Origin of the sequence: Candidatus Methylacidithermus pantelleriae (assembly GCF_905250085.1) — a bacterium.
Taxonomy (GTDB): Bacteria; Verrucomicrobiota; Verrucomicrobiia; order Methylacidiphilales; family Methylacidiphilaceae; genus Methylacidithermus; species Methylacidithermus pantelleriae.
Genome location: NZ_CAJNOB010000011.1, coordinates 1 through 23,135, shown reverse-complemented (window position 1 = coordinate 23,135; position 23,135 = coordinate 1). Strand labels below are relative to the sequence as shown.

The following is a 23,135-nucleotide window of genomic DNA, read 5'->3' as shown; positions in this document are numbered from 1 at the left end:
ACAAAGCATCGAGTCCGGAAACTGTGCCAAAAAGGAGGCAACCTTCCCAGGTGAGGATCCTCATTAAGAGTTCGCGGCAGGTGAATGCCATGCGCCGCAGTTGCCGGCTGGTGGCTTGGATCCTCCAGAAACTTGCGGAACGAGTGGAGCCAGGACTTTCCACTCGGGAAATCGACCGGTATGCGGCGGAGCTCATTCGGAGGGTGGGCGCGCAGAGCGCCTTTTTGGGCTATCGGGGTTTCCCGGGACATATTTGCATTTCCGTCAACGAGGAGGTGGTGCATGGGATTGGAGGGGATCGGAGGATCCAATACGGGGATCTCGTTAAGCTGGACGTCGGTATTGTGAAAGAGGGCTGGGTGGGTGACACGGCAACCACGGTTGTGGTGGGGGTGACGGATCCTGAAAGCGCGCGTCTTGTGGAAGTAACGCGGGAAGCATTGGCTGCCGGTATTGAGCAAGCATGGCCAGGGAAACAGGTGGGAGATATCTCCAGCGCCATTGAAAAGGTGGTCACTCAACACGGCTTTTCGGTCGTTCGCGAGTTTGTAGGGCATGGGGTGGGGCGCCATCTTCACGAAGAGCCCCAGATTCCTAACTTTGGCAAGCCGGGAACCGGTCCTCGGCTGCGGCCGGGAATGACCCTGGCGATCGAGCCGATGGTTAATGCGGGGCTTCCCGGGGTGGAAGTGTTAAGGGATGGTTGGACCGTGGTGACTCTGGATCGAAGGCGGTCGGCTCATTTTGAACATACCGTGCTGGTGACGGAAGAGGGGCCAGAGATTTTGACCGTGCTCGCAGAGCCGGATCTTGTTGGGAAGCAGGGTGCTGGGAACTAGCTCGGAACGGTGGCGGGATTCCCAGGGGAAAAGGTCACTTGTCATGGGGAAAAAGTTGGTTTATTGAATAGGTTTACTCGAAGGAAGGGAACGACAAAAGCCGTGAAAGTACGAGCGTCCGTTCGGAGGCGTACGTTGGACTGTCAGGTGGTGCGCCGTAAGGGGAGGATTTACATTATTAACAAGAAAAATCCTAGGCTCAAACAAAGGCAGGGGTAAGGAGAGTCTATGCCTCGTATTTTGGGTGTTGAGATCCCTGGGGACAAAAAGGTGGAAATCTCCTTGCGTTATCTTTATGGAATCGGGCCAACTCGGGCCAAGATCCTTTGTGAACAGGCGGAGATTGACCCCAATCTTCGAGCGAAGGATTTGACCGATAGCCAACTCACGCGCATAGTGCGGGCCATCCAGGAAAACGGTTGGGTGATCGAGGGGGATCTGCGCCGGGAAGTGCAGCAGAATATTAAACGGCTCCAGGCGATTAAATGTTATCGGGGCATTCGTCATATTCGTGGATTGCCGGTTCGTGGTCAGAGAACGTCGACCAATGCGCGGACACGAAAAGGACCACGCAAGACGGTCGGCGTGGTCCGCAGCAAGGACGCCAAGCGGGCGAAGGTTTAGTGGGTTGACCGGGGGGGCAGGTGTTGCATTGGGCCCGGTCGGGCGCGGTGGTAGGGAGGATTCCTGGCGAGGTTTCGGATCGTTGGATCGTTTATGACGGCAAAAGAAGACAAAGTTCCAGCTACTGCTGTACGCGAGGGTGAGGTAGGGGAACCCGGGGTGCCCGTTCCGGAGGCGAAAAAGCCGGCGAAAAAACGCTCGGTGAAGGGGGCACCCGAAGGAGAAGGTGGGGACGTAGCCGCACAGGAAAAACCCAAACCGGCGCGGGTCAAGGGTTCCAAAAACATTCATTCGGGGATCGTGCACATTTTAGCGACTTTTAATAACACTCTGGTGACCATCACGGACCTGAATGGGAATGTGATTGGTTGGTCGAGCGCGGGTCGTGTTGGATATCGAGGTTCCAAGAAATCAACGGCGTATGTGGCTCAGCTGGTTGCTCAGGATGCTTGCCGGCAGGCTATGGCTCATGGGCTAAAGGAAGTGGTGGTCAAGGTTAAAGGGCCTGGGACGGGAAGGGAATCAGCGATTCGGGCGGTTCAGGCCGCAGGTCTGGAGGTGACGTCGATTTTGGATGTAACGCCGATCCCGCATAATGGATGCCGGCCGAAGAAGCCCCGGCGTGTGTAGCGTAAGATGGCGCATTGGTTTGCCTGAGGAAGGAGGAATGGGCGTGTATGGGAAGATATACGGGTCCACGCAGTAAAAAGTCTCGAAGATTGGGTGTCGCGGTTTTTGGGCCGGACAAAGCGTTTGAGCGTCGGAGTTACCCGCCGGGTGTGCACGGGGAGCGAGGTCGGCGCAAGCAAACCGATTACGGGTTGGCGCTGGCGGAGAAGCAGAAGCTTCGGCTGACCTATTTGGTGGGGGAACGGCAGTTTCGAAGGTACTTTGAGATGGCTCGGAAGCGCCGGGGGGTCACCGGAGAAGCTCTTTTGGGGCTTTTGGAAACTCGATTGGATAACGTGGTGTATCGTTTAGGATTAGCGATCACTCGTTTTATGGCTCGCCAGATGGTTGTTCATGGGCACATCGCGGTGAACGGGCGAAAAGTTACGATCCCGAGCCACCCCTTGCGGCCAGGGGATGTGGTCGAGGTGCGAAATCGGCCACAGTCGCGTAAGCTGGCTTTGCGCAATTTGGAATTGACGCAAATTGCTCGGGTCCCGGAGTGGCTCTCCCTGGATCGGGAGGCGCTTCGTGGCGAAGTTCGGCGAATCCCGTCTCGGGAGGAGATTCAATCCGTGGCCAACGAGCAGCTTGTGGTTGAGCTCTATTCCAAGTAGGGGAATAGGGTTGCGCAACGACAAGGTTTTATCAATGTAGTAACGCAAGCGTGGACTATTTTTTGGCAGGATAGGAAAAAGAACTATGGCGGTCCGACTAGGTCGTTTTGAGATGCCCAACCGCCTGACCAAGGACGAGGCGGTTTCGAATCGTACGTATGGTCGTTTCATTGCCGAGCCCTTCGAGGCAGGTTACGGGCATACGATTGGTAACTCGCTGCGAAGGGTGCTCCTTTCTTCCCTTGAGGGAGCGGCTATTAGCTCGATAAAGATTGAGGGGGCCCTTCATGAGTTTGCGAGTTTGGAAGGGGTGGTGGAGGATGTCACCGACATCATCCTAAATGTAAAACGTGTGTTGTTTAAGCTGCCCAGCCGGGAACCCCGTACCTTTACCTTAGACGTAGTCAAGGAAGGGGTGGTGGTGGCAGGGGATATCCAGGTGGATCCCGGGGTGGAGATCGTCAACCCTGAGCAGCCGATTTGCACGCTGACGAAGAAACAACGCTTTAGGGCCGAGCTAGAAGTTCGGCTGGGTCGGGGGTTTGTGCCGGCGGAGTACAATAAGAAACCCGACCAGTCCATCGGAGTCATTCCCATTGACTGCCTGTTTTCACCAGTCCGGCGGGTGAAGTATGAGGTGGAGAACACTCGGGTGGGCCAACGGACCGATTATGATCGTCTCATTTTGGAAATTTGGACCGACGGGAGAATTACGCCGGACGATGCTCTGGCGCAAGCGGGGGCAATTCTCCAGCACCATCTGAGCGTCTTTGTCAATTATGCGCGGGAACCGATCGAATTTGAAAAGCCGCAGCCACCGATGAAGGAGGAAGACAATCGCCTGCGGAAGCTCTTAAATATGAGTGTGAACGAAATTGAGCTTTCGGTTCGTGCGGCTAACTGCCTCAACAATGCGAACATTACGACTGTGGGTCAATTAGCGATGAAGACCGAGGCAGAAATGCTCAAGTATCGCAATTTCGGCAAAAAGTCTCTCAATGAAATCAAGGAAAAGCTGGCGCAACTGGGCCTTTCTTTGGGCATGAAGTTTGATCCCAGCCTGTTGGAGCCTGCGCCTGCTGCCTCCCAGGCGGCTCCAAAATCGTGAAAAGGGGCAAAATCTATTCCAATGCGGCATCGAAAAAAAACGGTCAAACTGGGGAGGAAAGCGGAGAGCCGAAAGGCTCTTCTGGCAAGCTTGGCTGTGGAACTAGTCCAGCATGGTCGGATCATAACCACACTGGCCAAAGCCAAAGCTCTGCGCCCGTTTGCCGAGAAATTAGTCACACTGGCCAAAAAGGGGACCTTGCATCACCGGCGGCTTGCCGTTGCTCGAATCCGGGATAAGCAAGCGGTGCGAAAACTTTTTGGGGAAATTGCCCCGCGATTGAGCGACCGGCCAGGGGGGTATACCCGGATTACGAAGCTTTGGGCTCGAAGATCGGATGCCGCTCGGCTAGCGCTCATTGAGTGGGTGGGGACGGCTCCTAGCTCCTCCGAAGCAGGGGGCACAAAAGAAAGCCCTGCCGGTGTAGGTGGGTAGTTGGTAAAGAAGGTTTTCCTCTGCCGCGGCAAGGGTTGGTTTGTCCCCAGAAGGCTCGTTTTCTTGCTAAAAGGATTGGGGAGGAGTTTCCAAGGGCGATGGGGAGGAACTGATTTCCGATACCTGGCTAAGGAGTGGCTGGGCCAGGGGACTTTTGCGAAGTGGTACCATGGAAAGGTCGGGGTTTTCCTGCTTTTGGATCAGAGCTTGCTCCTCGCGGGCGAGTTGCCGGAAGTAGAGTTGTGCCTGAAAGGGTTTTTCTCCCGGTGGGGGATGGAGCCTCTGGTAGGAGCCGTCCGGTCGTAGTTCTCTCGCTTTGCCACAGTCCTTAAGATAGGACGCTAGAATTTCCTCCTCGATGCGAGTCTTTAACTCCGGCTCTTCGATAGGAAACACGACTTCAACCCTTCGGTAGAGATTGCGGGGCATCCAATCGGCGCTTCCTGCATAGACCAAAGGGTTACCTCCGTGAAGGAAATAGAAAATCCGGCTGTGTTCGAGAAAACGGCCCACGATACTCACAACACGGATGTTTTCGCTCACATGAGGAATGCCCGGCCGCAGGCAGCAAATTCCCCGTACAATCAAGTCGATTTTTACTCCTGCACAGGATGCTTCGTACAACTGCACAATAAGGGTTTCATCGCAGAGACTATTCATTTTGGCGATGATTCGTGCGGGTTTACCTTGGCGGGCCCATTCGGCTTCTTGCGCAATGAGTTCTCGAAAGCGGGTTGCCATATTAAAGGGTGCGACGAGGAGTTTTTCGATGCCGTGGAATCGCGTAAGTCCTGTAAGGGTATTAAAAAGGCGGGCAACCTCAGAGGTTAGGTCTTCACGGGTCGTAAGCAAGCTTATGTCTTCGTAGATACGGGCCGTGCTCGGATGATAATTTCCTGTCCCTAGGTGGACGTACAGCCGGATCCGATCAGGATCCTTCCGGATAATTTGCAGCATCTTGCAGTGGGTTTTAAGACCCAAAAGACCATAGACCACGTGGATCCCAGCTTCTTCCATGCGGCGCGCCCATTGGATATTGTTGGCCTCATCGAAGCGCGCTTTGATTTCCACCAACGCAGTTACCTGTTTTCCGAGTTCCGCTGCCCGAATGAGAGCTTGTACCAGGGGAGAATCCCCACTGGTTCGATACAGCGTCATCTTAATGCCGAGGACCAGTGGGTCTTCGGCCGCTTTCCATAAAAAGTCCACGATCACTCGGAAACTCTCGTATGGGTGGTGGAGGAGAAGATCTTTTTTCCGCAAAAGTTCAAAAAGATCGGTTGCGGAGGCGACGGCTTTGGGTACGACAGGGTTCCATGGGCGATCTCGCAAGTGGCTAAAGGCTTCGTGGTGGACGAGAGGTTCCAGGTGGAGAAAGTTAAGCGGCCCTTTGAGTCGATATACATCGACCGGGGCGAGCCGCAGGGCTTCTAGAAGGATGTTTTCAATGCTGACTGGGCAATCAGCTTGGATTTCTAAACGGACTGCATTGCCACGGTTCCGTTTTCGCAGCTCTTCTTCCACTGTTCGTAAGAGGTTTTCGGCTTCTTCATCATCAATGTAGAGGTCACTATTACGCGTGATGCGGAACCCGTCCACCCGAGTAACTTCATCGCCCGGAAAAAGGCTTCCCAGAAAGTGAGCAATCAAGTCCTGGAGAAAGATAAAGCGGTAGGGCTCCGACTCCGATCGCAGGATGGCGACGAGTCTGGGAAGCATACGTGGCATCTGCACAATCGCGTAGGAAGCGCGGTGAGGAATGGAGGGTCTTCGCAGGGATACGATGAGGTTCGTACTTTTGTTCAAAAGCTGGGGAAAGGGATGACTCGGATCGATGGCCAAGGGAGTGAGTACAGGAAAAACCTCTTCTTCAAAGTAGCGACCTGCCCAGAGTTTTTCTTCTTTTGACAGCTCGTCTACCCGGCTGATGCAGATTCCTTCCTTTTTGAGTTGCGGCTCGATCTCTTCCAGCCAGATTCGATGAGCTTCGTCGACAAGCTTGCGGACTTTCTCGTGAATGCGTTCAAACACCTGACTCGGCGTAAGTCCATCCAGCGACTCATCCTCGTTTCCATTTTCAATTTGCTGTTTGATGCCGGCTACCCGGATCTCAAAAAACTCATCAAGGTTCGTGCCAAAAATGCAAAGAAAGCGTAGGCGCTCTAAAAGTGGCTGGGTTGGATCGGCTGCTTCCTCGAGGACCCGGGCATTAAACTCAAGCCAGGAAAGTTCCCGGTTAATGTAATAAGCGGGGTTGGCAAAGGATTGACTGACCATATTTTCCTTAAATCGTACTGTAATCCTTGGTTCCCGGTTTTCCAAGGAGACTCTTTTCGGTGGGTCACCATTGCCACCGGATTCCCCCGAATAGCCCCCAGCCGTCTCCCGGTTGGAAAAGTGGCGCGTCGAGTCCGGCGGCGTTCACGGTCGGAAGGACGCTCGAGACATAGTGTTCGTTGGTCAGGTTTTTGCCTTCGAAGAAAAAGGAAAATCCTCGCTGGGTAGCGTAACCGAGTGTCAATCCGAGGGTTGCGTAGGGCGGGGCAAAGAGGGTATTGGCGAGGTCAACGGGATAGTGTCCAAAGACAGCCTGAAGGTTGGGACCGATAAAAAATCCTCTCTGCGTTTCGTAAAGAAGCTCCGCCCGGTAGTACCAGGACGGAAAGACCGGTAAATGGTTTTTCCCATAGAGAGGATCATGGGCAAACCGGAAGTCAGACCAGTTAAGGAGCTGGCGAAGGTGGAAGCCACTCACCAGGGCGAAGGGTTGGTGGTTTTGCCGGCGGGAATCACCCCATAAAAGAAGGTCAAGGAGAGACTCTACGCCCCGGTGAATGGTAGGGCTCACGTTAAGTGGGAGAGGAAAGCCCGGATGCTCGGGCAAAAACGATTGAAGGAGCTCGTCTTCGACCCAGCTCTGGTACAAAGCGAAATCCCAGTAAGCCCATTTTATTTGACCCCGCGTGCCCACCTCCACGGTGGTAGCCCGCTGGGCAGAGAGGGGAAAAAGGGCGGATTGGGGCGGCAAAAGCTCTGAAGCGGGGACAAGGTCGAAGAGAGTTGGGGGTTGAAAACTCCGGGAAAAGTTAACAAACAAGGACTTTTCCGAAGAAAAAGTGTAAAGAAGGCCAATCTTGGGATTGACCCCGTAATAGTCCTTGGCGGTCGAGGAAGTCGTTTTCCCGAGGAAATCGGTTGCTTCGTTCGAGCGGTAGGCCCAATCCAATTGGATCCCGCTTACCAAGGCAAGCTCGGGGAAAATCCAGAACCGGTCCTGACCGTAAAGGGCCAAGTTAGTGGCGACTGCCTGTGAGTGGGAGGCCAGTTGTGTGGGAAAGGGCCCGGCCATGTTGTAATCCGTTTCCCCATAGTAGAGGCCTTGGGGGAGGAGTCCCACTAACCACTCATGGGAATGGCCGGCAAAGTCGGAGCGGTTACGGTAGTTGACGAGCATTCCCAAGTCATTGTCGGAGCCGTGGAGAAAGATTCCTTCCAGGGGATGCCAGAGCCATTTGTGACCCCACCATAGCCCGGTTTCTAGGGTTTGGTCTGGGGAAAGAGCGACGGTCGTCCGGTTGGCCAGGCGGTAGTAGTCGTAGTAGATCCGAAAACTTCCTTCCGCATACTCTGGATTGGCTGCGGAGGGATCTTGCTCGATTTGGGCCAGCGTGAGGGGGCCGGGAAGCTGAACGCGCGCGTTTACGTAGGTGAAGTACCAACGACTCTGAAGGGTTGGATCCGGCTGGCAACCTAGGACTTCCTGGATGCGAAAAAGCTGTTCGGCCGAGTGAGCTTGGAAACCTTCTCGATAGTGTTCGCTTAGGTAAAGATATTGGTCGACGGGTCCGTCGCGCAGGCCGAAGGCCGTTTGTCCTAGGATGTAACCAAAACTCCCTCCCTCGAGTCTTGCCATCGCACCAGGAAAAGAAGTGCCGTTTTGGGAGACCAGATTGATGGCTCCTCCGAGGTAGGCCGAACCGTATTCGAGCGCGTTGGCGCCTCGCCAGATTTGGATGTATTGAGCGTAACCCGGGTCAAGAACGGAAGGATCGTGGACCGCGCCGTCGGCCCGGTTGATGGGGAGCCCGTCCACGAGAATGGCCAGGCCCTCGACGATGTGGGGTTCCGGTCTGGCGAGGCCGGATCCGCGAATGGACCAAAGGCCGTAACCTGCCCCGCCTTGTTGGGGAAAGGCTGCAACTCCCGGTTGGAAGTCAAGCACATCCAGAATGCTTGAAAGTTTTCCGGTTTGGAATTCCTCGGGGGTGATGAAATTGGTTCCTCCGGGCACTTGCTCCAGTTCCTTTTTGGCTTGTTTGGCGGCAGATGGCGCGGTGGCGGATGGGGTTGTGGGCGCGGTAACCACGACTTCTGGGAGAGAGGTTTGAGCTGGGGAGGGTCGGGGGGCAAGAGGAAGGAGAAGCAAGCTTACGAGGGTAAGAAGGGGTGTGGGAGGGTAAGAAACCTCATTCACGGGAAGAGAGTTTCGACTACTGATAATGAGTGGTCAATATCTATAATCGGGCAGCATTTCTCTTGGATGCATTCCAAAAGAGAGGAGAGAAACGGAAATGAGGTAAGAATCCCCTAGACGGAAGCCGTTGACACCCGAGCAAAAATTTCTCTTGCTTCTCGGCTGTCTGATCCTCTCGGATGCACTAGCTCTCCGCGTCGCGCAGAGCTAGCGAAAGGATCGCTCTGCGCGTTTTTAGGTCGGCGAAACACAATCCCGGCACTTTCCATAGAGGATGATCTCATGGCTCTCTACGCGAAAACTTGGGGGGGCCAAAAGCGCAATGTCTTCCGGAATACACCGGGGAATTTCAAAAATGCGGCCACAACCACGGCAGAGAAAGTGATGATGATGTCCTTTGCCCGTGATCTCGTACCGGGGAGCTTCCCCTGGGATGCCCACTACGCAAACCAACCCCTGCGCAAGAAACGAACGCAAGCATCGGTAAACGGTGGCTAGACCCAAACCGGGGACTTCACGAGCGGCTTCTTGCAGGATCTCTCCGGGAGTGAGCGGCCCATCGGCACTGACCAGTACCTGTGCAATTGCCCGGCGCTGTCGCGTTTGTCGTTCCATGAAAAAACCTTCCTCTTTGAAAACGAAAACCTTTGTGCAGACAAGAGCAAATCATATTGGCAGAGGCTTAAAGACTCTTCCGGGAGAGGCGGCCGACGGTAAGACCAAAGAGTATCTATCTAGGGATCTAGAACTCTCACTGGTATGGGTTGGGGTGACGTTGAACATCTCCACCAACGGACGAAAGGGTTTGTTACAAGACAGCATGGCGGTGGTGAGAAAAGAGGCGGGCTGACCCATTCCGGTGCCCGTTCACGCGTGATCGGCAGAAAGCTTGGGAACCCGCTCGATGCCCCCGTTTCGCTAGGGCGATCCAAAGGCGGATCGGCATTAAGAGCCGGTCTGGTTGAGGGAGGTGCAAAGAGGGCTGGAGCAGTTGGATAAAAATGCTAGCAAAGCTGCTTTATCCTCCCCCAAAATCACGAGTTTGGTGGGTATAGGCGAAGCAGCGTATCTTCTCGGGGCGTCGATCAGGACGCTTCGACTCGGGGAGGCGGAGGGCCCTTTGCTGCCCAGACGTACCGCTGGTGGCCATCGTCGGTAGGCTCTGGCGAAACTCGTGCCGGAGCGCTTTTGGGCCGCACACGAGCCAACTTGCAGGACGTTGCCTACGCCTCCGTTTCCAGCTCTGACCAGAACGAGGATCGGGAGCGTTAGAATCGGGCTCTGGAATGGCCTTGCATCCGCTAGGATTGGGCATTTACTGCCGACCCTGGATCGGGGCCAGGTACTACAGCAAGAAAGGGCTGAAAACCGTTCCTCGACACGGTCCTCGAGGGTGAAACCGGCAGATGGGTGATCGCGCACAAAAGCCGACTGCTTCCCTTGGGAGGGGAGCTGGTGTTCGCGCTCTGGAAGGGGAGGGGGTTAAAGTGGTGATCCTCAATCAAGGCAAGGATAGGACCTTCGAGCAAGACCTGGTCAAGGATGTCCTGGAAATCACGAGCCTCTTCTCGGGCTCGACGCTCTCGTGGCTGTCCACTTTGGTCAGAACCAGAAGCTACTGGACGGAGCGAAGCGGGCGGATTCGAAGACGCTTGTGGGGTTGCTTGTAACACTCCAGCAAGGGGTAGGCACTCGACAAAGAACCGTTGTTTTTGACGGAGGAAGGAAAAAGCCCGTGGAAGTTGAAGGCGCTTCAAGGAGAAGGAGCTTCCATATGTCACCCAAGCTAAGAGAACCCAAGCTCCAAGAGTGATTGTCGGGGTCTTCCCAAAAGATCGGCCGCTTTGGCCTACCGACCGGAGTACAGTGATGGAGGTGGAAGGCAATGGGGTTCGAGATGTGATTGCCCGAAAAAATCGCCTAACCCTTGAGCGATCGGGGCCCGCCGGGAGGACCGGCTGGCTTCTGCCAAGGAGGTATTGGCCCAGATCACCCAAAACGATCACGCAAAGAGCCGATCTGGTCAAACTGGGGAACCCGGTCGGTTGGGGCTCTCTTTTGCGTCTAAACCCAAAAATATTTTGGAGTACGGGGTCGAACCTCAAGGGCCGTTTCTGGTGGAAACGTAAAGAGAGGAGCGGGATCCCAGAAAAGGAAGCGATCGATAAGTGGTATCTCCTGGTCCCCCATGTCTCCCTGCCGGAAGCTTTCCCCGGGAAGGCCCTCACTCATTATGAGCGACTCGCCGAGGTTTGAACCGGCCTTTCTCCAGCCCAAAAGCTCCCTGGAAGTCTCTCCCGTCTATCCCTGGCGGGCAGCGACCCGAGTCCCCAATTCCATCTGGATCTTTTTCCTGGCCTACGGGTTCACCGCGCCCCTCCGAGCCCAAGAAATCTCGAAAGGCTTCGCATAAGGAAGTCCCCAAGCCCTTCGTCGCCTTTACAGCCTCCGGCGTAGCGCGGCTTTTGTCCGATGGCAAATTTCAGCGCCAAATGCTTTGCGAAATACCCAAAGAAAGGAAACGAGCTACTCCAAAAAACTGGGCCTGCTTTCTTTTTTTTCTTACGGGCGCAACTGGATCATCTAGGCAGGAGGAAAGCATTAACTCGTTCGGCTCGAAGAATGTACCTTCAAATAGTGTCGAGGTTAAGCTACAAGGCGCATGCGCAGGCTTCACGCGCGCGTCGCCACGATCCCCTGCGATGCTATCGACAGAGCCACCACGATATTGACCCGCATAGATTGGGGAATCGGAACCGAAAACCCCAATGTCGAAGAGGTGGCTCGTAACTGGCATCTTCGCCGGCCGATCCTGGATGGCGCATTCTTGGAGTTGTGCTGCGAGCTTTTCTGCAAGGTAGGGGCTTTACAGGAGGATGGTCGCCGTGGTTGAGCGTTTCTAACCCTCAAGCAAGACATCCTCTTAATGCGGCGCGATGAAAACCGTGCTGGAGTTGTGGCAGCGGATGTCTCGATGCGACGTCTCTAGGCGGGAGATGGGGGAAGAGTCAACGCCGCGATCCATCGGGAATGCTTGGCCGCAAGCTCTTGGGTGTCAACGCCGTGAAGAGGAACGCTCTGGCACGGGGCGGGAACCCCAGGTGAATCGAGCCTCTGTGAAGGAGAAACCGAACCCATGATGGGCGCACAGCCTTATCCAGCTATGCGGCTGTTTGCGTGGGTTTCCAAGAGCTGGTGGGAAAGAGGTGGCCCTTCCAATACCCTCCAACAGCCCGTCCGCACCCAAGTCGCCTCTCCTCCCTAGCGTGCTAGCTTGGTCCAGCGGGTCAAACTCTCCTGCTTATTTTGGCCATGACAAGGAACGGTAGTTGCTATTCCGCACAAAAGGACAAGGGGTAGCGAGCAAGAAGCATTTGCGTGAGTTTTGGTTGGAACCGCGGGAATAAAAGAGTAGCCTTTGCTTTCCAGGATCTTATTGTAAGGAATCTTTGCCATGGGTTTTCCTCTTTCTTCGGAGAAAAAAACGGGAGCTCGAGCCAGTCCTTTGAGTTCTGCGGACCCGGGGATGTGGAGGAAAAGAAGGATTGAGGACTTGGTCGAACGGGTCAACAACCACCCGCACCAGTTACGCCGATCGCTTTCGGGATGGGACCTCACTCTTTTGGGTATTGGAGCGATCGTTGGGGCTGGAATTTTTGTTATCACAGGGATTGCAGCAGCAACCAAGGCGGGTCCAGCGCTGTCTGTTTCCTTTGTGGTGTCCGGGCTTGCGTGCCTTTTTACCGCGTTGGTGTACGCGGAATTTGCTTCCAGCGTTCCGGTGTCTGGGAGCGCCTACACGTATGCCTATGTAAGCTTGGGAGAATTTGCTGCGTGGACGATCGGATGGAATTTGATCCTGGAGTACGCGGTATCGGCTGGGGCGGTAGCTATCGGGTGGAGTGGATACTTTCAAAGAGTTTTCCAAGATTTTGGTCTTGTTTTCCCTCCCCAATGGACCCGAGCGCCCATGGAGGGAGGCTGGATCAACCTTCCCGCCGCTGGGATCATCCTGGCTATCAGTCTGGTTCTGGCCGCAGGTGTACGAGAAAGCGCTCGCTTCAATAATCTGGTCGTTGCTCTGAAGCTCGCAGTTATCCTCCTTTTCTTATTTGTTGGTTTGCGACACGTCAATCCGGCCCACTGGCACCCGTTTATGCCGTATGGATGGAGCGGAGTCATGGGAGGTGCTGCGCTCATTTTCTTTGCTTACATTGGGTTTGACGCGGTCTCAACGGCGGCAGAAGAAGCGAAAAACCCGCAGCGAGATTTGCCGATCGGCATTCTTGGATCCCTTGGCATTTGTACCCTGCTTTATATCCTGGTGGTGTTGGTTCTTACGGGAATGGTTCCCTATGGAAGTCTCAACGTGAGTGACCCGGTCGCTTTTGCACTTTCGCGCGTTGGCGAAGGGTTGATCGCAGGTTGGGTTAGCGCTGGAGCAATTGCGGGCCTCACCTCAGTCCTTTTGGTCATGATGTACGGGCAGTCTCGTATTTTCTTTGCGATGGCACGGGACGGGCTTTTACCGCCGGTGTTTTGTCGGGTTCATGAAAAGTTCGGCACACCTGTTTGGGTGATCCTGGTGACTGGGATCGTGGTTGCTCTCATTGCTGGGCTTATGCCAATCCAAGAAGTCGCCGAGCTGACGAATATTGGAACGCTTGCTGCGTTCATTCTCGTTTCCATTGGGGTTCTTGTGGTGCGACATACTCATCCGGATTTGCCTCGTCCGTTTCGCGCACCGGGGATGCCGTGGACTTCGTTGCTGGCGGCAGGTTCTTGCCTGTACCTGGTTGGGCATCTGGCTCCGATGACACTTTGGCGATTTGTGATATGGTCGATCCTGGGGTTTATCCTCTACTTTGGATACGCTCGGAAGAGGAGCCACATCGCCCAGGAAAACTCCTCCCATGTCGTTGGGTAAATGTTTTCTCCGGTTAAGGAGCTACTTGCGGGAGTTCTTTCCTATGCCTTTTGCGAAAGAGGTAAAGGTGGGGGCTAATTTCTGTCTTTCCTTCATATGCTTGGAGGAAAAACGGGAACTCTTCCTTTATATTCCAGCCATTACTCGAATCGAGACCAGAAACGCGAAAAGGCCGATAAGTGTTAGCATCGCGCACAGAAGCCCGTAGGCCATTCCTTCGAAAGGATCTGGCTGGAAAAATGGTTCCTTGCGGGGGCGCATCAAGGAGTGCGGGAGGAAAAAAGATCGATCTATCAAGTAGCTTTCGCAACGGTGAGCTGAAAAAAACCTAAAACTCCTGTGAAAGACCGGAGTCTTTACCGGTTCTCGACGGTGAGGCTGGTAGCTAGCGGAAAAGAGGGAAAAGGCAAATAGGTGAGGCGGAAAAGGGTGCAAAAGGGCTTTTTCCTTCCCGCTTTTTTTCAGGGCTCATTTGACGGGTGATTCTAGCTCTGACTCTGGACTGATTTTCTTATAGTCCGGAGGCAATTGAAAAAGTTCAGGAGGTTGCGCTCCAATCACATACTCCGGCCATTCCACCAGCGTCCTTCCATCGTTGCCGATCATCCGGCGAGGGAAATGAGTGGCTTGACTCACCCAGTAGACGGCGCTTCCCGCCGGCCACCTTACCTTGTAGCGATCGCACAGCTCTCCGCCAACCACCTCGGTCCCTTCCCAAGACCATTGGTATTGGGGGCCTTCAAGAACCAGTTCTCCTCGGACCCCGCTGTCTTTGTAAGGTTTCTCTTGATACGATTTTTCCGATGGTAAAAGCGTATAAACAACTTGCTTGGACCGGTCGACAATCACTGCTTGCACCACCTGGCCGGCCAGGGTATCCACTCGGAACCGCGGTCCATCCTGGAAGATCTGCTGTTCCACGGTGCGTCCTCCGACATGAATGATTTGCTTTGCGTTGTAGCGTGTCGGAGGGACAAAGGGTGGATCGGACCGGGCCATGCCGATCCAAAAGAGCCAGGAGAGTACGATGCAGAAACCCAGGCGAAAAACGGCTTTCATCGTCAAGAGGGAGCCTGGAAGGGAGTTCCGCCGGAATCCTTTTCCACAAACTCTAGCCAAAGGTTCCGAGTCCTGGGCCCATCAAACTCGCAAAGAAATACCCCCTGCCAACGCCCTAACCGAAGCTGACTGTGTTGGACAAGAAGTTGAAGGGAATTCCCAATGAGAGCTGCTTTGACGTGGCTTGCCGCGTTACCCTCGTGGTGTTGCCATGCAGGGTTGTCCCAAGGCGCCACTTGCTCTAAGGTCCGGAAAAGGTCTTCCATCACATGGGGATCGTCTTCTTCCTGAACGGTGATCCCTGCGGTTGTGTGGGGAACAAATAGCGTGAGAAGACCATTTCTCCAACCTTGCCGAGCCAGGATGGCTTCCACCTCGCGACGGATCGGGACCGATTGGGTGCGCTTTTGAGTCCGGATATGCAGTTCGATCATGGAAATAAGGTAATAAAATTGTGGAGCCTATTCGAGCAAGCCTCACCCAGCATGGCAGAGGAAAAACAACCGGTAGCCAGGATTGACTGGAGTTCTGGCCAGGCTTAAGACAATAAGGGAGGGAAGGAGCTAGCTATGCCAAAATACGTGATCGAGAGGGAGATTCCGGGAGTAGGGGACTGGACCCAGGACCAATTGGAAGCGATCGTCCAAAAGTCCTGCAGCATTCTCCAGGATATGGGAAAGGATATCCAGTGGATCGAAAGCTATGTCACACAGGATAAGTTCTATTGCGTCTACTTAGCCCCTCATGAGGAGGCGATCCGAGAACATGCCCGTCGGGGTGGATTCCCGGTCACAAGGATAAGCGAAGTGAAGCAGATCATCGGCCCGGGAAAATAGCGGGGGACGAACCCTTTTTTGTTGCGTCCTTCGTACCGCGCCGAACCATGGAATCCACCGCAGGCTCGTCCCCCAAGAGCCAAACAAGCAGGTGCTGTGCCAACCAACGAAAACGCGTTGCAGAACCTAAGCCTGGCTCGCCGGAAGGGTTGCCCAAAGCTAAGAAAATTCTGAGAGGTAAGGTTGCGCATCGCAGCATATCAAAATGAAGTTGCGTGGGCGGGCGAAGCGGCACGATCTTGGCTGCAAGACGGCTTGGCGAACGTGGAAGGATGGGGGTTTGTTTTTTGCTGCAGAAGAGTTGCCGACAGGAATGGTGATCGTGCATGTGGAGCCGGAGCGGTCTCACGGTGTGGCCCTCTATGAGGGTTGTCCAGCGCCGATGAAAAAAGCGGATTGAAATAGACAATTGGTTTGGGGTCTCCGGGTTGGCTCTCGAAGCAAACCGTTGCGGATCGTCAAGGCCGTCAAGGGTGGTCGGCTCCGGGATGAACGGTCATCATAGAGGGTTCGTTGGGCAGCTCTGTGATCCGAAGCTCGGGCGTCATCCTGGTCGAGTAACCCGACCGGCTAATGCGTTTCGGGTTCGAGTACCGCGAAGCGGCATGGGCTATTCAGAGCCGATCAATCTTGCTGGTGGATCCGAATGAGATAACCGACCATTGTGGTGCGCGAATTCCATGGGGTCATCGTTTCATTGTGTGCCGGGCTTTACGAGAAGAAATCCGCGCAGAACCGCACGCCAAGAAGGCGTTCGAAGCGTTCGTACAAGAAAGCACCCTCTTTTCACTTACCAGACGCGGTGGCGGATGACGATCGAGCCGGGCGGCGTTGCTTCACACCTATGCGGGGCTCTACGAGCGGCTGGAGCGGAGTTTTTTCGGTCACATGCGGGCTCGTGTTTCGCTGAAGAGACTTAAGCGATTCTTTTTGTCTTCCTGTTGCGGTTCGGTCTTGCCGCCCGAGAGTCCCCTACCTTCCGGGCCCCGAGCTCATTGAGGAAGCTCAGGAGGCATCCCGGAAGAGCGGAGACGGTGATCCGCAAACTCTAGGAAGAGAAGCTACGATCGAACCTTTTGCATCAAAAAAAGCGGCGGCTTTGTGACCTTGCGGACGAAGCTTGACGCGCCCTGGCCGAAGAGAACCCCCGAGCGGATACCTCTTTCTCTCGGTTCCCGCCGTTTCTTCCTGGAAAAAGTTTTCTTTGGAAGAAGACGGGTACGCCGACCATGCGGACTGGAAGAGGGATTGGCAGGGGGAGCGGAGGAGCTCCGTCTATGTGCTCGGGTCGCACGACAAGACCGGGGGCAACCCGTCCTGCTAAGCCATGGTAATCCCGGAGGGGAGCCTATCGGTTTGCAGTTGCGGCTGCCGGACGGGTGGGAAAACCCGAGCCAATACCTCGTTCTTAAGGGCGTGCGCTTGGCCTACGGCCAAGAGGCGATTCTCCAGGCTCTCGCCACGAGCCGGATAGCGAGCGCGCCAACCAAGAGGGGGGAACTCGTCCGGAAGCGGGAGGGATCCGCGCTTGATCTCCCGCTTTCTGGGAGGAGGGCAAGGGAGGGCGGGTGTTTGCCGAGCGGTCGAAGCGCGGACACGTTTCCCTGCTGACACGCCGCCTTCTCGGAGCGGTCGGCATCGGCCCAAACGAGGATCATCCCACCTTAGCCGAAACGGATCGCTTGGGCAATCTTGTGGGAATCCGCGGGATGCGATTCAATCTCCATGGCAAGAGCGAGGAAGAGACCGAAGCGATTTTTGCTTTTAAGTGGAAAAAGATCTTCCGGGCCTTACGGCGAATTGGGCAAGGGGCTTGTGATCGAACGATTGGATCTTCCCAAGCGAAAGGTCAGGCTGGAGTGAGGCGATCCCGTTCGGGCCGGCTCGCTTTCTTCCTTCGCCTATGCTCAGGCGATCGCGATTACTCAAAGTCGGCTTTTTTTTGCGCCGGCCGGGGTCGAGATGATCCAAGTCGAGCTTTCCTCCACCTCTGTGATCGACGCGGTCAACCGCGCGCGTCATCGGGGCATGGGTTCTCACGAGCGCGCGGCGTTGTGCCCCCGCCCGGAGAGGATAGAGTCTCTCCGAACGCCCATCCGTGCGAGAGGCGGTAGTCTCCACCCGCAACGGCGGTCAAGTCACCTTCGCCCTCCCTGCAAGCAATCCGGAGGAAGCATGTGCGGTCGTTTCTGTGGCGGGAGTTCGGGGAACACCCAAGGCGGCGGAAGCAGTCCAAACCCGGTCGGGAGGCAACGGACGGCCTGCCGCGTCTGTGTCCCCGAAAACGCTGGACTGGGCACTACCTGGGCTTTGTCGGTGAAAGCCTAGCAAGCGAATCGTCGGGAGCACTGTTCGGCGTGCGTCCGGGACGATCTTCCTTTGGAGGGGAACGGTTGTCTATTGCTTGAGGAACGGTTTCGGCAACGGTAGCTCTCCAAAAAGGAACCCGGAGGCGAATGGGTTTTCCTCTTGCGCGGGTCACCAGGAAAGGGGAAAGGAGGTGGTAGGTAGATTTTCGGCTAGCGATGCGTTATTTTCCTCTTCTAACCTAACCGTAGCTTTTGCGCTTGGAAGGCCAACAGCGAGACGAGAATGATCCATGGCAGAGCAATTCCTCAAATCCGAGAAGGACTCTGTCATGCAATTGGCAGAACCCCACTGATTCGCCTCCGAAAGCTTTCCCTGGCGACCGGATGTGAGATTCTGGGCAAGGCGGAATTTATGAACCCAGGTGGATCAGTTAAGGATCGAACCGCCCTGGGGATCGTTGAGGATGCCGAAAAAAAGGGGTTGCTCCGTCCGGGTGGAGTGATTGTGGAGGGTACTGCAGGCAACACGGGGATCGGGCTGGTGTTGGTAGGGAATGCCAAGGGGTATCGAACCAAGATTGTCATACCCCAGACGCAGTCACCGGAAAAGGTCGAGCTTTTGAAAGCATTGGGTGCCGAAGTCATTCTGGTTCCCGAAAAGCCTTGGCAGGATCCGGGCAACTATAATCAGGTCGCCCGGCGTCTGGCCGAAGAGATTCCCGGTGGATTTTGGGCCAATCAGTTTGATAACCCGGCCAATGCCCAGATCCACTATGAAACGACAGGCCCCGAAATTTGGGAGCAGACCGACGGGAAAGTCACAGCCTTTGTTGCCTCTGTAGGCACGGGAGGAACGTTGGCCGGTACGGCTCGTTTTCTTAAGGAAAAGAATCCCTCCGTTCAAGTGGTTTGTGCGGATCCGATGGGAGCGGCCATGTGGTCCTACTTCACCCTGGGTCATCTCGAAATTAAGGATGGGGATTCCTTTGCAGAGGGAATTGGGCAGACGCGAGTGACCCGTAACGTAGAGGGCGCTCCGGTAGATCGGGCCTACCGGATTACAGATCCCCCCGCGGTGGCCATGGTGTACCACCTCTTATATGAGGAGGGAATTTTCGTTGGCCTTTCTTCCGGCATCAATCTTTGCGGGGCGGTAAAGTTTGCCAAGGAAGTGGGACCGGGCCAGACCATCGTCACCATTTTGGCTGATGGAGGGGGCCGGTATCTTTCTCGCCTCTACAATCGCCAGTGGCTCGAATCCCATGGGCTTTGGCCCATCCCTAGCGGTCTTTCCTTTTTGAAAGAGCTGTAGCGATTCGGCGGTCAGTTTCTTGGCGCACGCCCCAATAGAGCGTAAGGAGTCCTACGTATAGGAAACCAAAAGCGTGAAGCAGATAGGTAGGAAGAACGAGCCACCATTTTTTCATTAAAAGTTCTTGGGAAGCTAAAAGAAAGATAAACCCTAGCAGGGTTTCCACCACTGGTAAAACCCACGGGGTTGGGGCGCTGTAAAGAGAGAGGGCTCGGCCAGGATTCCCTGAGATCTCTATCCCTCGCTTTGGAGTGCGGATGAAAACGGCCCGGCGGTCAAGGAGGCCTTCCAAAGCGGAGCGAGTATTGGCCAGGGACATCCCGAGGGAGGCCGCAGCATAAAAGGGTAGAAGCACGTAGCCGAATAGGGAGCTACGCCGCATGGCCAAAAGGATTCCCATGGGCGGAAAGAAACACAGTGCTAAGGCAAGGAAGACGCTTCCAATGAATGGCTGAGCAAAAGGGCTGGCTTTTTCCGCGGAGAAGGCGGCCCAGAGATTGAGAAAGGCGATACAGGCTACAAAGGGGTGAATCGCATGGGAAAGCAAGTGGAAAAGACCTTCCAGTTTGACCCGAAGCGAAAACGGTCCAGTCAGCAAAGTGACCAGGTGCTTTTGAGCGGTCTGCATCGCTCCTTTAGCCCATCGATGTTGCTGGCTCCGGTAAGCAGGCATTGGATAGGGAAGCTCGCTCGGTACGGCCAAGTGGGGAAGAAAAAGAAATTTCCATCCCAAAAATTGGGCGCGATAACTTAAATCGAGATCTTCCGTCAGAGTGTCCGCGCACCATCCCCCCGCCGATTCGATGCATTTGCGACGCCAGACACCGGCGGTTCCGTTAAAATTAAGAAAAACTCCCATAGACGCTCGGGCCGGTTGTTCCACCAAAAAATGACCGTCCAGAAACAATGCCTGGAAACGGGTCAATAGTGCTTCGCTCCGGTTAAGAAAATCCCACCGGGCCTGTACCATCCCCACGGACGGGTCCTCAAAGTACGGTACGATCAGTTTGAGGAAATGGGGTGGTGGGACAAAGTCGGCATCGAAAATGGCGATGAGTTCACTCTGGGTTCGCAAGAGCCCTTCCTGCAGTGCACCGGCCTTGTAGCCCTTGCGTTGGGAGCGACGCAAATGAACCAGCCGAAGACCTCCTTGACTCAGTTCGGTGGCAAGGCGAGCGACAACTTCAGACGTTTCGTCATCTGAGTCGTCCAAAACTTGGATTTCGAGCCGGTCTTTCGGGTAATCAAGCGAGGCGACAGAGCGAAGCAAACGTTCGACGACAAGCCGTTCGTTATAAATGGGCAACTGCACCGTGACGGAGGGGTACTCCCCTTGCGGCAGGCTTCCTTGTGGCTTGGGTTCGGGAGCACGCCCTTTCCATGCCCTCCACAAAAGGGTTAGCCGGTGAAGGCCGTAAACAAGAAGAACAAGCCCACAAACCAAGTAGAGGCTATAAAAAAGCGCGTGCATGGAAATGCGTCAAAGAGCTACTACGCTCTCAGTGTCATTTGGACCTCCGGCTGGTTTCTCACTTCTGCGCGTTAACGGTTGCCGATGACACAGGGGCGCGGCGGAGTATCCCATAGCCCTCACAATTTGGGTAGCAAAAAGCATGAAGCTTCTGTAGGCTCCGTTTCGCATAACTCTATCGGTAACAAAATGGAGGAAACCACCAATGCCAGTACGGGTCTTTGGTTGCAATCACATCGCCATTGAGGCAGACGATATGGAAAAGGCCATCGCTTTTTACCAGGATGTTTTCGGCTTGGAACTCCTGAAGGAAGGTGAGGGGGATGCGTTTTTCCGGCTGGGGGAGCATCAGTTTCTTGCCATTTTTCGGGTAGATCAGATCCAGCCGGATCGGAAGCGCCATTTTGGCATCATCGTTCGGGATGAAAGGCAGCTGGCAGAGGTTCGTCGCAAAGTTACTGAAGAGTATGGCTTGTCCCTGGAGCCGCCATTTCGTTGTGATTTTCGGGACCCCTTCGGGAATCGGATCCAAGTGGTCACCTTAGAGGATGAATCGCTTGTGTGGCTTTTGCCTTACCGAGAAGTCCAGAGTCTTGGGATCCGGTTTGAGGAAGTATAGCGTGGGTTGGCACCGCTAGGAAATAGAGGGAGGCATAAGGCTGTGGATGTGGATGCGTGGGCCATGCGGCGGGGTGTTGACTATAAGACGGGTTAGCGGGTGTGGAAGGAGGGCGGTTGCCTGTTCCCGCCGGAGAGTTGCCGACCGGGATAGTAATCGTGTATGCGGAGGCAGCATCACTCGATGGCGTCGCGCTCTACGCGCGGGTATTCCGTCTTGATCCAAAAGCGGATTGAGAGGAGCCGATCAGCTTGGGTTCTCGGAGTTTGTTCGTAAGCCAAGCGTTTTGGATCGTTAAGTCCCTCAAGGAGGTCGGCTCTGGGATGGAGGGTCATCGCAGAGGGCATGTTGGGCAGGTCTGTGATCCGAGGGTCGGCGTCATCCTGGTCGAGTAGGGCGACCGGCTGATGCGCTTTGGCTTCGAGTACCGGGAAGCGGCATTGGCCGCGCAGAGTCGATCGATCCTGGTGGTCGATCCGGATGAGATGATTGAGGATATCGTGTGAGCTGCATGTAGCGGTCGTTCCCTTGTGTGCCAGGCTTCACGGGAAGAGGTGTGCGGAAAACGGTGCGAAGAAGGGGCTCGAAGCCATTCATGAGTAAGCTTCCCATTGTCACATATGAGAGAGGTTTCACACTGACACCGAAAGGGGTTTCGCGTCTTAGCACCTGTGCGGCGCTCTCCAAGCGGGCGGCGGAGTTTTTCTCCCAGATGCGGGTTGGGTGTCTGTGAAGAAACTTAAGCGATCCTTCCTGCCGCGGTTTGGGCTCGCCGCTGGAAAGTTCCATCCGCTCCGAGTCCGAGCCTGAAGGAGCGATTGCTTTGATCGGCGACCGGGGCCCCGAGCTCATGAGGAAGCTGAGGAATCGATCTAGAGAATAAAAAGGTGATCCCCAAGTTTCGAGGAGAAGCTGCCGGGATCAAACGTTTTAACCGAGAAAAAGCGGCGGCTTTGCCATCCTCACGACCAGGCTTGACGCGTGTCTAGCGGATCAGAAGTGTCGAGCGGATGCGTCTCTTTCGGTTCCCGGTGCCCCTTTCTATAAGAAGTTTTCTTTGGAAGAAAAAGGGGTATGCGAACCACGCGGACTGGAAGAGGGATTGGCAGGGGGAGTGCGGCAGCCACTTCTCTGTGCTCGGATCCAACATGAGACCGCGGGCAACCCGTCTTGCCAAGTCAGGGTATCCTCGGATGGGAGCCTATCGGCTACGGGTTGGGCTGCCGGAGGGAGGGGGCGAGCCTGAAGCAATAGGTAGTTCTTGACGGTGTGCACTTGGTTTTACGGCCAGGAGGCGATCCTCCAAGCGCTTGCCGCTAGCCGGATGGTGACCATGCCAATCAAGGCTAGGGAAGTCGTCCGGCAGCGGGAGGGATCCCCGCTTGAGTTACCGTTTCGTGCGGGACCGGAGAAGGGGTTGGTGGGCGTTTGCCAAGCGTCGAGGCGGGGATCATCTCGCCTTGGTCGAAACAGACCACTTTGGCGGTTCGGTGGATCTTCGTCGGATCGGATGGAATCTCGATGGCAAGAGCGAGCAAGAGGGCAAAGGGATTTTTAGTAATGCGGGCAAAGAGATCGCTCGGGCCTCTGCCGGATTGGGCAAGTTGCTTCTGATCAAACGCTTGGATCTTCGCAAGCGGAAGGCTCGAGCTTGAGTCGACGGATTCCGTTCGGGCTCGCTCGCTCTCCTCCTTTGCCTATGATGAGGCGATCGTGGTTGTTCAACGAGGCTTTTTTCGCGCCGGAGTCGAGCTGATCGAAGTCGACCCGGTCCACACGTCTGTGAACGGAGCGGTCAACCACGCGTGCCGTCATGGCATCGGTTCTTACCAGGTC

Annotated in this window: 25 protein-coding genes; 18 read left to right on the top strand and 7 right to left on the bottom strand. The window is 55.2% G+C overall.

Features of this window, described 5'->3' with window-relative positions:
• Nucleotides 1–50: 50 nt before the first annotated feature.
• From map to rplQ, 7 genes are all read left to right on the top strand, one after another.
• The gene (map, locus tag KK925_RS04025; protein ID WP_236027839.1) at nt 51–839 is read left to right on the top strand and encodes a type I methionyl aminopeptidase; all 789 of its coding nucleotides are present in this window, start codon (nt 51–53) and stop codon (nt 837–839) included.
• A gap of 102 nt (nt 840–941) precedes the next feature.
• On the top strand, nt 942–1,058 hold the full coding sequence (gene rpmJ, locus KK925_RS04020) for a 50S ribosomal protein L36 (protein WP_174583103.1): 117 nt from the start codon (nt 942–944) through the stop codon (nt 1,056–1,058).
• Between the two features lie 9 nt (nt 1,059–1,067).
• Nucleotides 1,068–1,463 (top strand): 30S ribosomal protein S13, encoded by a 396-nt coding sequence (gene rpsM, locus KK925_RS04015; protein WP_174583102.1) that lies wholly within the window; start codon nt 1,068–1,070, stop codon nt 1,461–1,463.
• 93 nt (nt 1,464–1,556) lie between these two features.
• Entirely contained in the window at nt 1,557–2,093 is a 537-nt protein-coding gene (gene rpsK, locus KK925_RS11125) for a 30S ribosomal protein S11 (RefSeq protein WP_174583101.1), read from the top strand.
• Nucleotides 2,094–2,140: 47 nt separating this feature from the next.
• On the top strand, nt 2,141–2,749 hold the full coding sequence (gene rpsD / locus KK925_RS04005) for a 30S ribosomal protein S4 (RefSeq protein ID WP_174583100.1): 609 nt from the start codon (nt 2,141–2,143) through the stop codon (nt 2,747–2,749).
• 85 nt (nt 2,750–2,834) lie between these two features.
• Nucleotides 2,835–3,857 (top strand): DNA-directed RNA polymerase subunit alpha, encoded by a 1,023-nt coding sequence (locus KK925_RS04000; protein WP_174583099.1) that lies wholly within the window; start codon nt 2,835–2,837, stop codon nt 3,855–3,857.
• 21 nt (nt 3,858–3,878) lie between these two features.
• Nucleotides 3,879–4,292 (top strand): 50S ribosomal protein L17, encoded by a 414-nt coding sequence (rplQ, locus tag KK925_RS03995; protein WP_174583098.1) that lies wholly within the window; start codon nt 3,879–3,881, stop codon nt 4,290–4,292.
• 66 nt (nt 4,293–4,358) lie between these two features.
• Here rplQ and ppk1 read toward each other — a convergent pair whose 3' ends face one another.
• The 3 genes from ppk1 to KK925_RS03980 all read right to left on the bottom strand — a co-directional run bounded on the left by ppk1 (nt 4,359) and on the right by KK925_RS03980 (nt 9,381).
• Complete coding sequence (ppk1, locus tag KK925_RS03990) at nt 4,359–6,614, bottom strand: polyphosphate kinase 1 (protein WP_236027838.1); 2,256 nt, start codon at nt 6,612–6,614, stop codon at nt 4,359–4,361.
• A 19-nt stretch (nt 6,615–6,633) separates the two neighbouring features.
• Nucleotides 6,634–8,766, bottom strand: a complete 2,133-nt coding sequence (locus tag KK925_RS03985; protein WP_174583097.1) for a TonB-dependent receptor family protein — start codon at nt 8,764–8,766, stop codon at nt 6,634–6,636.
• Nucleotides 8,767–9,000: 234 nt separating this feature from the next.
• Entirely contained in the window at nt 9,001–9,381 is a 381-nt protein-coding gene (locus tag KK925_RS03980; RefSeq protein WP_174583096.1) for a Fur family transcriptional regulator, read from the bottom strand.
• A gap of 355 nt (nt 9,382–9,736) precedes the next feature.
• Between KK925_RS03980 and KK925_RS11405 the strand changes: the two genes are divergently transcribed.
• The 4 genes from KK925_RS11405 (at nt 9,737) to KK925_RS03960 (ending at nt 11,659) form a co-directional block, all read left to right on the top strand.
• Nucleotides 9,737–9,925 (top strand): MerR family DNA-binding transcriptional regulator, encoded by a 189-nt coding sequence (locus KK925_RS11405; RefSeq protein ID WP_407929038.1) that lies wholly within the window; start codon nt 9,737–9,739, stop codon nt 9,923–9,925.
• 247 nt (nt 9,926–10,172) lie between these two features.
• Nucleotides 10,173–10,436, top strand: coding sequence for a recombinase family protein (locus KK925_RS03970; RefSeq protein WP_214096278.1), 264 nt, complete (start codon nt 10,173–10,175; stop codon nt 10,434–10,436).
• Between the two features lie 139 nt (nt 10,437–10,575).
• The gene (locus KK925_RS03965; protein ID WP_174583095.1) at nt 10,576–11,022 is read left to right on the top strand and encodes a hypothetical protein; all 447 of its coding nucleotides are present in this window, start codon (nt 10,576–10,578) and stop codon (nt 11,020–11,022) included.
• A 406-nt stretch (nt 11,023–11,428) separates the two neighbouring features.
• Nucleotides 11,429–11,659: a hypothetical protein gene (locus KK925_RS03960; protein ID WP_174583094.1), complete on the top strand. Its 231-nt coding sequence runs from the start codon at nt 11,429–11,431 to the stop codon at nt 11,657–11,659.
• 92 nt (nt 11,660–11,751) lie between these two features.
• On the opposite strand, the gene KK925_RS03955 is transcribed toward KK925_RS03960, so the two are convergent.
• Complete coding sequence (locus KK925_RS03955; RefSeq protein ID WP_174583093.1) at nt 11,752–11,904, bottom strand: hypothetical protein; 153 nt, start codon at nt 11,902–11,904, stop codon at nt 11,752–11,754.
• Between the two features lie 388 nt (nt 11,905–12,292).
• Here KK925_RS03955 and KK925_RS03950 point away from each other — a divergent pair, with 388 nt between their 5' ends.
• Nucleotides 12,293–13,693, top strand: coding sequence for an amino acid permease (locus KK925_RS03950; protein WP_174583114.1), 1,401 nt, complete (start codon nt 12,293–12,295; stop codon nt 13,691–13,693).
• 468 nt (nt 13,694–14,161) lie between these two features.
• Here KK925_RS03950 and KK925_RS03945 read toward each other — a convergent pair whose 3' ends face one another.
• Together KK925_RS03945 and KK925_RS03940 are read right to left on the bottom strand one after the other, a co-directional pair.
• Nucleotides 14,162–14,752: a hypothetical protein gene (locus tag KK925_RS03945; protein ID WP_214096277.1), complete on the bottom strand. Its 591-nt coding sequence runs from the start codon at nt 14,750–14,752 to the stop codon at nt 14,162–14,164.
• 2 nt (nt 14,753–14,754) lie between these two features.
• The gene (locus KK925_RS03940; RefSeq protein ID WP_174583091.1) at nt 14,755–15,186 is read right to left on the bottom strand and encodes a secondary thiamine-phosphate synthase enzyme YjbQ; all 432 of its coding nucleotides are present in this window, start codon (nt 15,184–15,186) and stop codon (nt 14,755–14,757) included.
• Nucleotides 15,187–15,321: 135 nt separating this feature from the next.
• On the opposite strand from KK925_RS03940, the gene KK925_RS03935 reads away from it, so the two are divergent.
• From KK925_RS03935 to KK925_RS03920, 4 genes are all read left to right on the top strand, one after another.
• Nucleotides 15,322–15,588 carry a DUF4242 domain-containing protein gene (locus KK925_RS03935; protein ID WP_174583090.1) on the top strand — a complete coding sequence of 89 codons (267 nt, stop codon included), beginning with the start codon at nt 15,322–15,324 and terminating at the stop codon, nt 15,586–15,588.
• A gap of 488 nt (nt 15,589–16,076) precedes the next feature.
• Nucleotides 16,077–16,238 (top strand): hypothetical protein, encoded by a 162-nt coding sequence (locus KK925_RS03930; protein WP_214096276.1) that lies wholly within the window; start codon nt 16,077–16,079, stop codon nt 16,236–16,238.
• A 1,075-nt stretch (nt 16,239–17,313) separates the two neighbouring features.
• Complete coding sequence (locus KK925_RS03925; RefSeq protein WP_174583089.1) at nt 17,314–17,451, top strand: hypothetical protein; 138 nt, start codon at nt 17,314–17,316, stop codon at nt 17,449–17,451.
• Between the two features lie 729 nt (nt 17,452–18,180).
• Nucleotides 18,181–19,209 carry a cysteine synthase A gene (locus tag KK925_RS03920; protein WP_174583088.1) on the top strand — a complete coding sequence of 343 codons (1,029 nt, stop codon included), beginning with the start codon at nt 18,181–18,183 and terminating at the stop codon, nt 19,207–19,209.
• Here KK925_RS03920 and KK925_RS03915 read toward each other — a convergent pair.
• Nucleotides 19,178–20,680, bottom strand: a complete 1,503-nt coding sequence (locus KK925_RS03915; RefSeq protein ID WP_174583087.1) for a glycosyltransferase — start codon at nt 20,678–20,680, stop codon at nt 19,178–19,180. The two genes, KK925_RS03920 and KK925_RS03915, sit on opposite strands and share 32 nt — an antisense overlap.
• 205 nt (nt 20,681–20,885) lie before the next feature.
• On the opposite strand from KK925_RS03915, the gene KK925_RS03910 reads away from it, so the two are divergent.
• Nucleotides 20,886–21,299, top strand: a complete 414-nt coding sequence (locus tag KK925_RS03910; RefSeq protein ID WP_174583086.1) for a VOC family protein — start codon at nt 20,886–20,888, stop codon at nt 21,297–21,299.
• 1,382 nt (nt 21,300–22,681) lie between these two features.
• Nucleotides 22,682–22,954 carry a hypothetical protein gene (locus tag KK925_RS03905; RefSeq protein ID WP_174583085.1) on the top strand — a complete coding sequence of 91 codons (273 nt, stop codon included), beginning with the start codon at nt 22,682–22,684 and terminating at the stop codon, nt 22,952–22,954.
• The last annotated feature ends 181 nt before the right edge of the window (nt 22,955–23,135 follow it).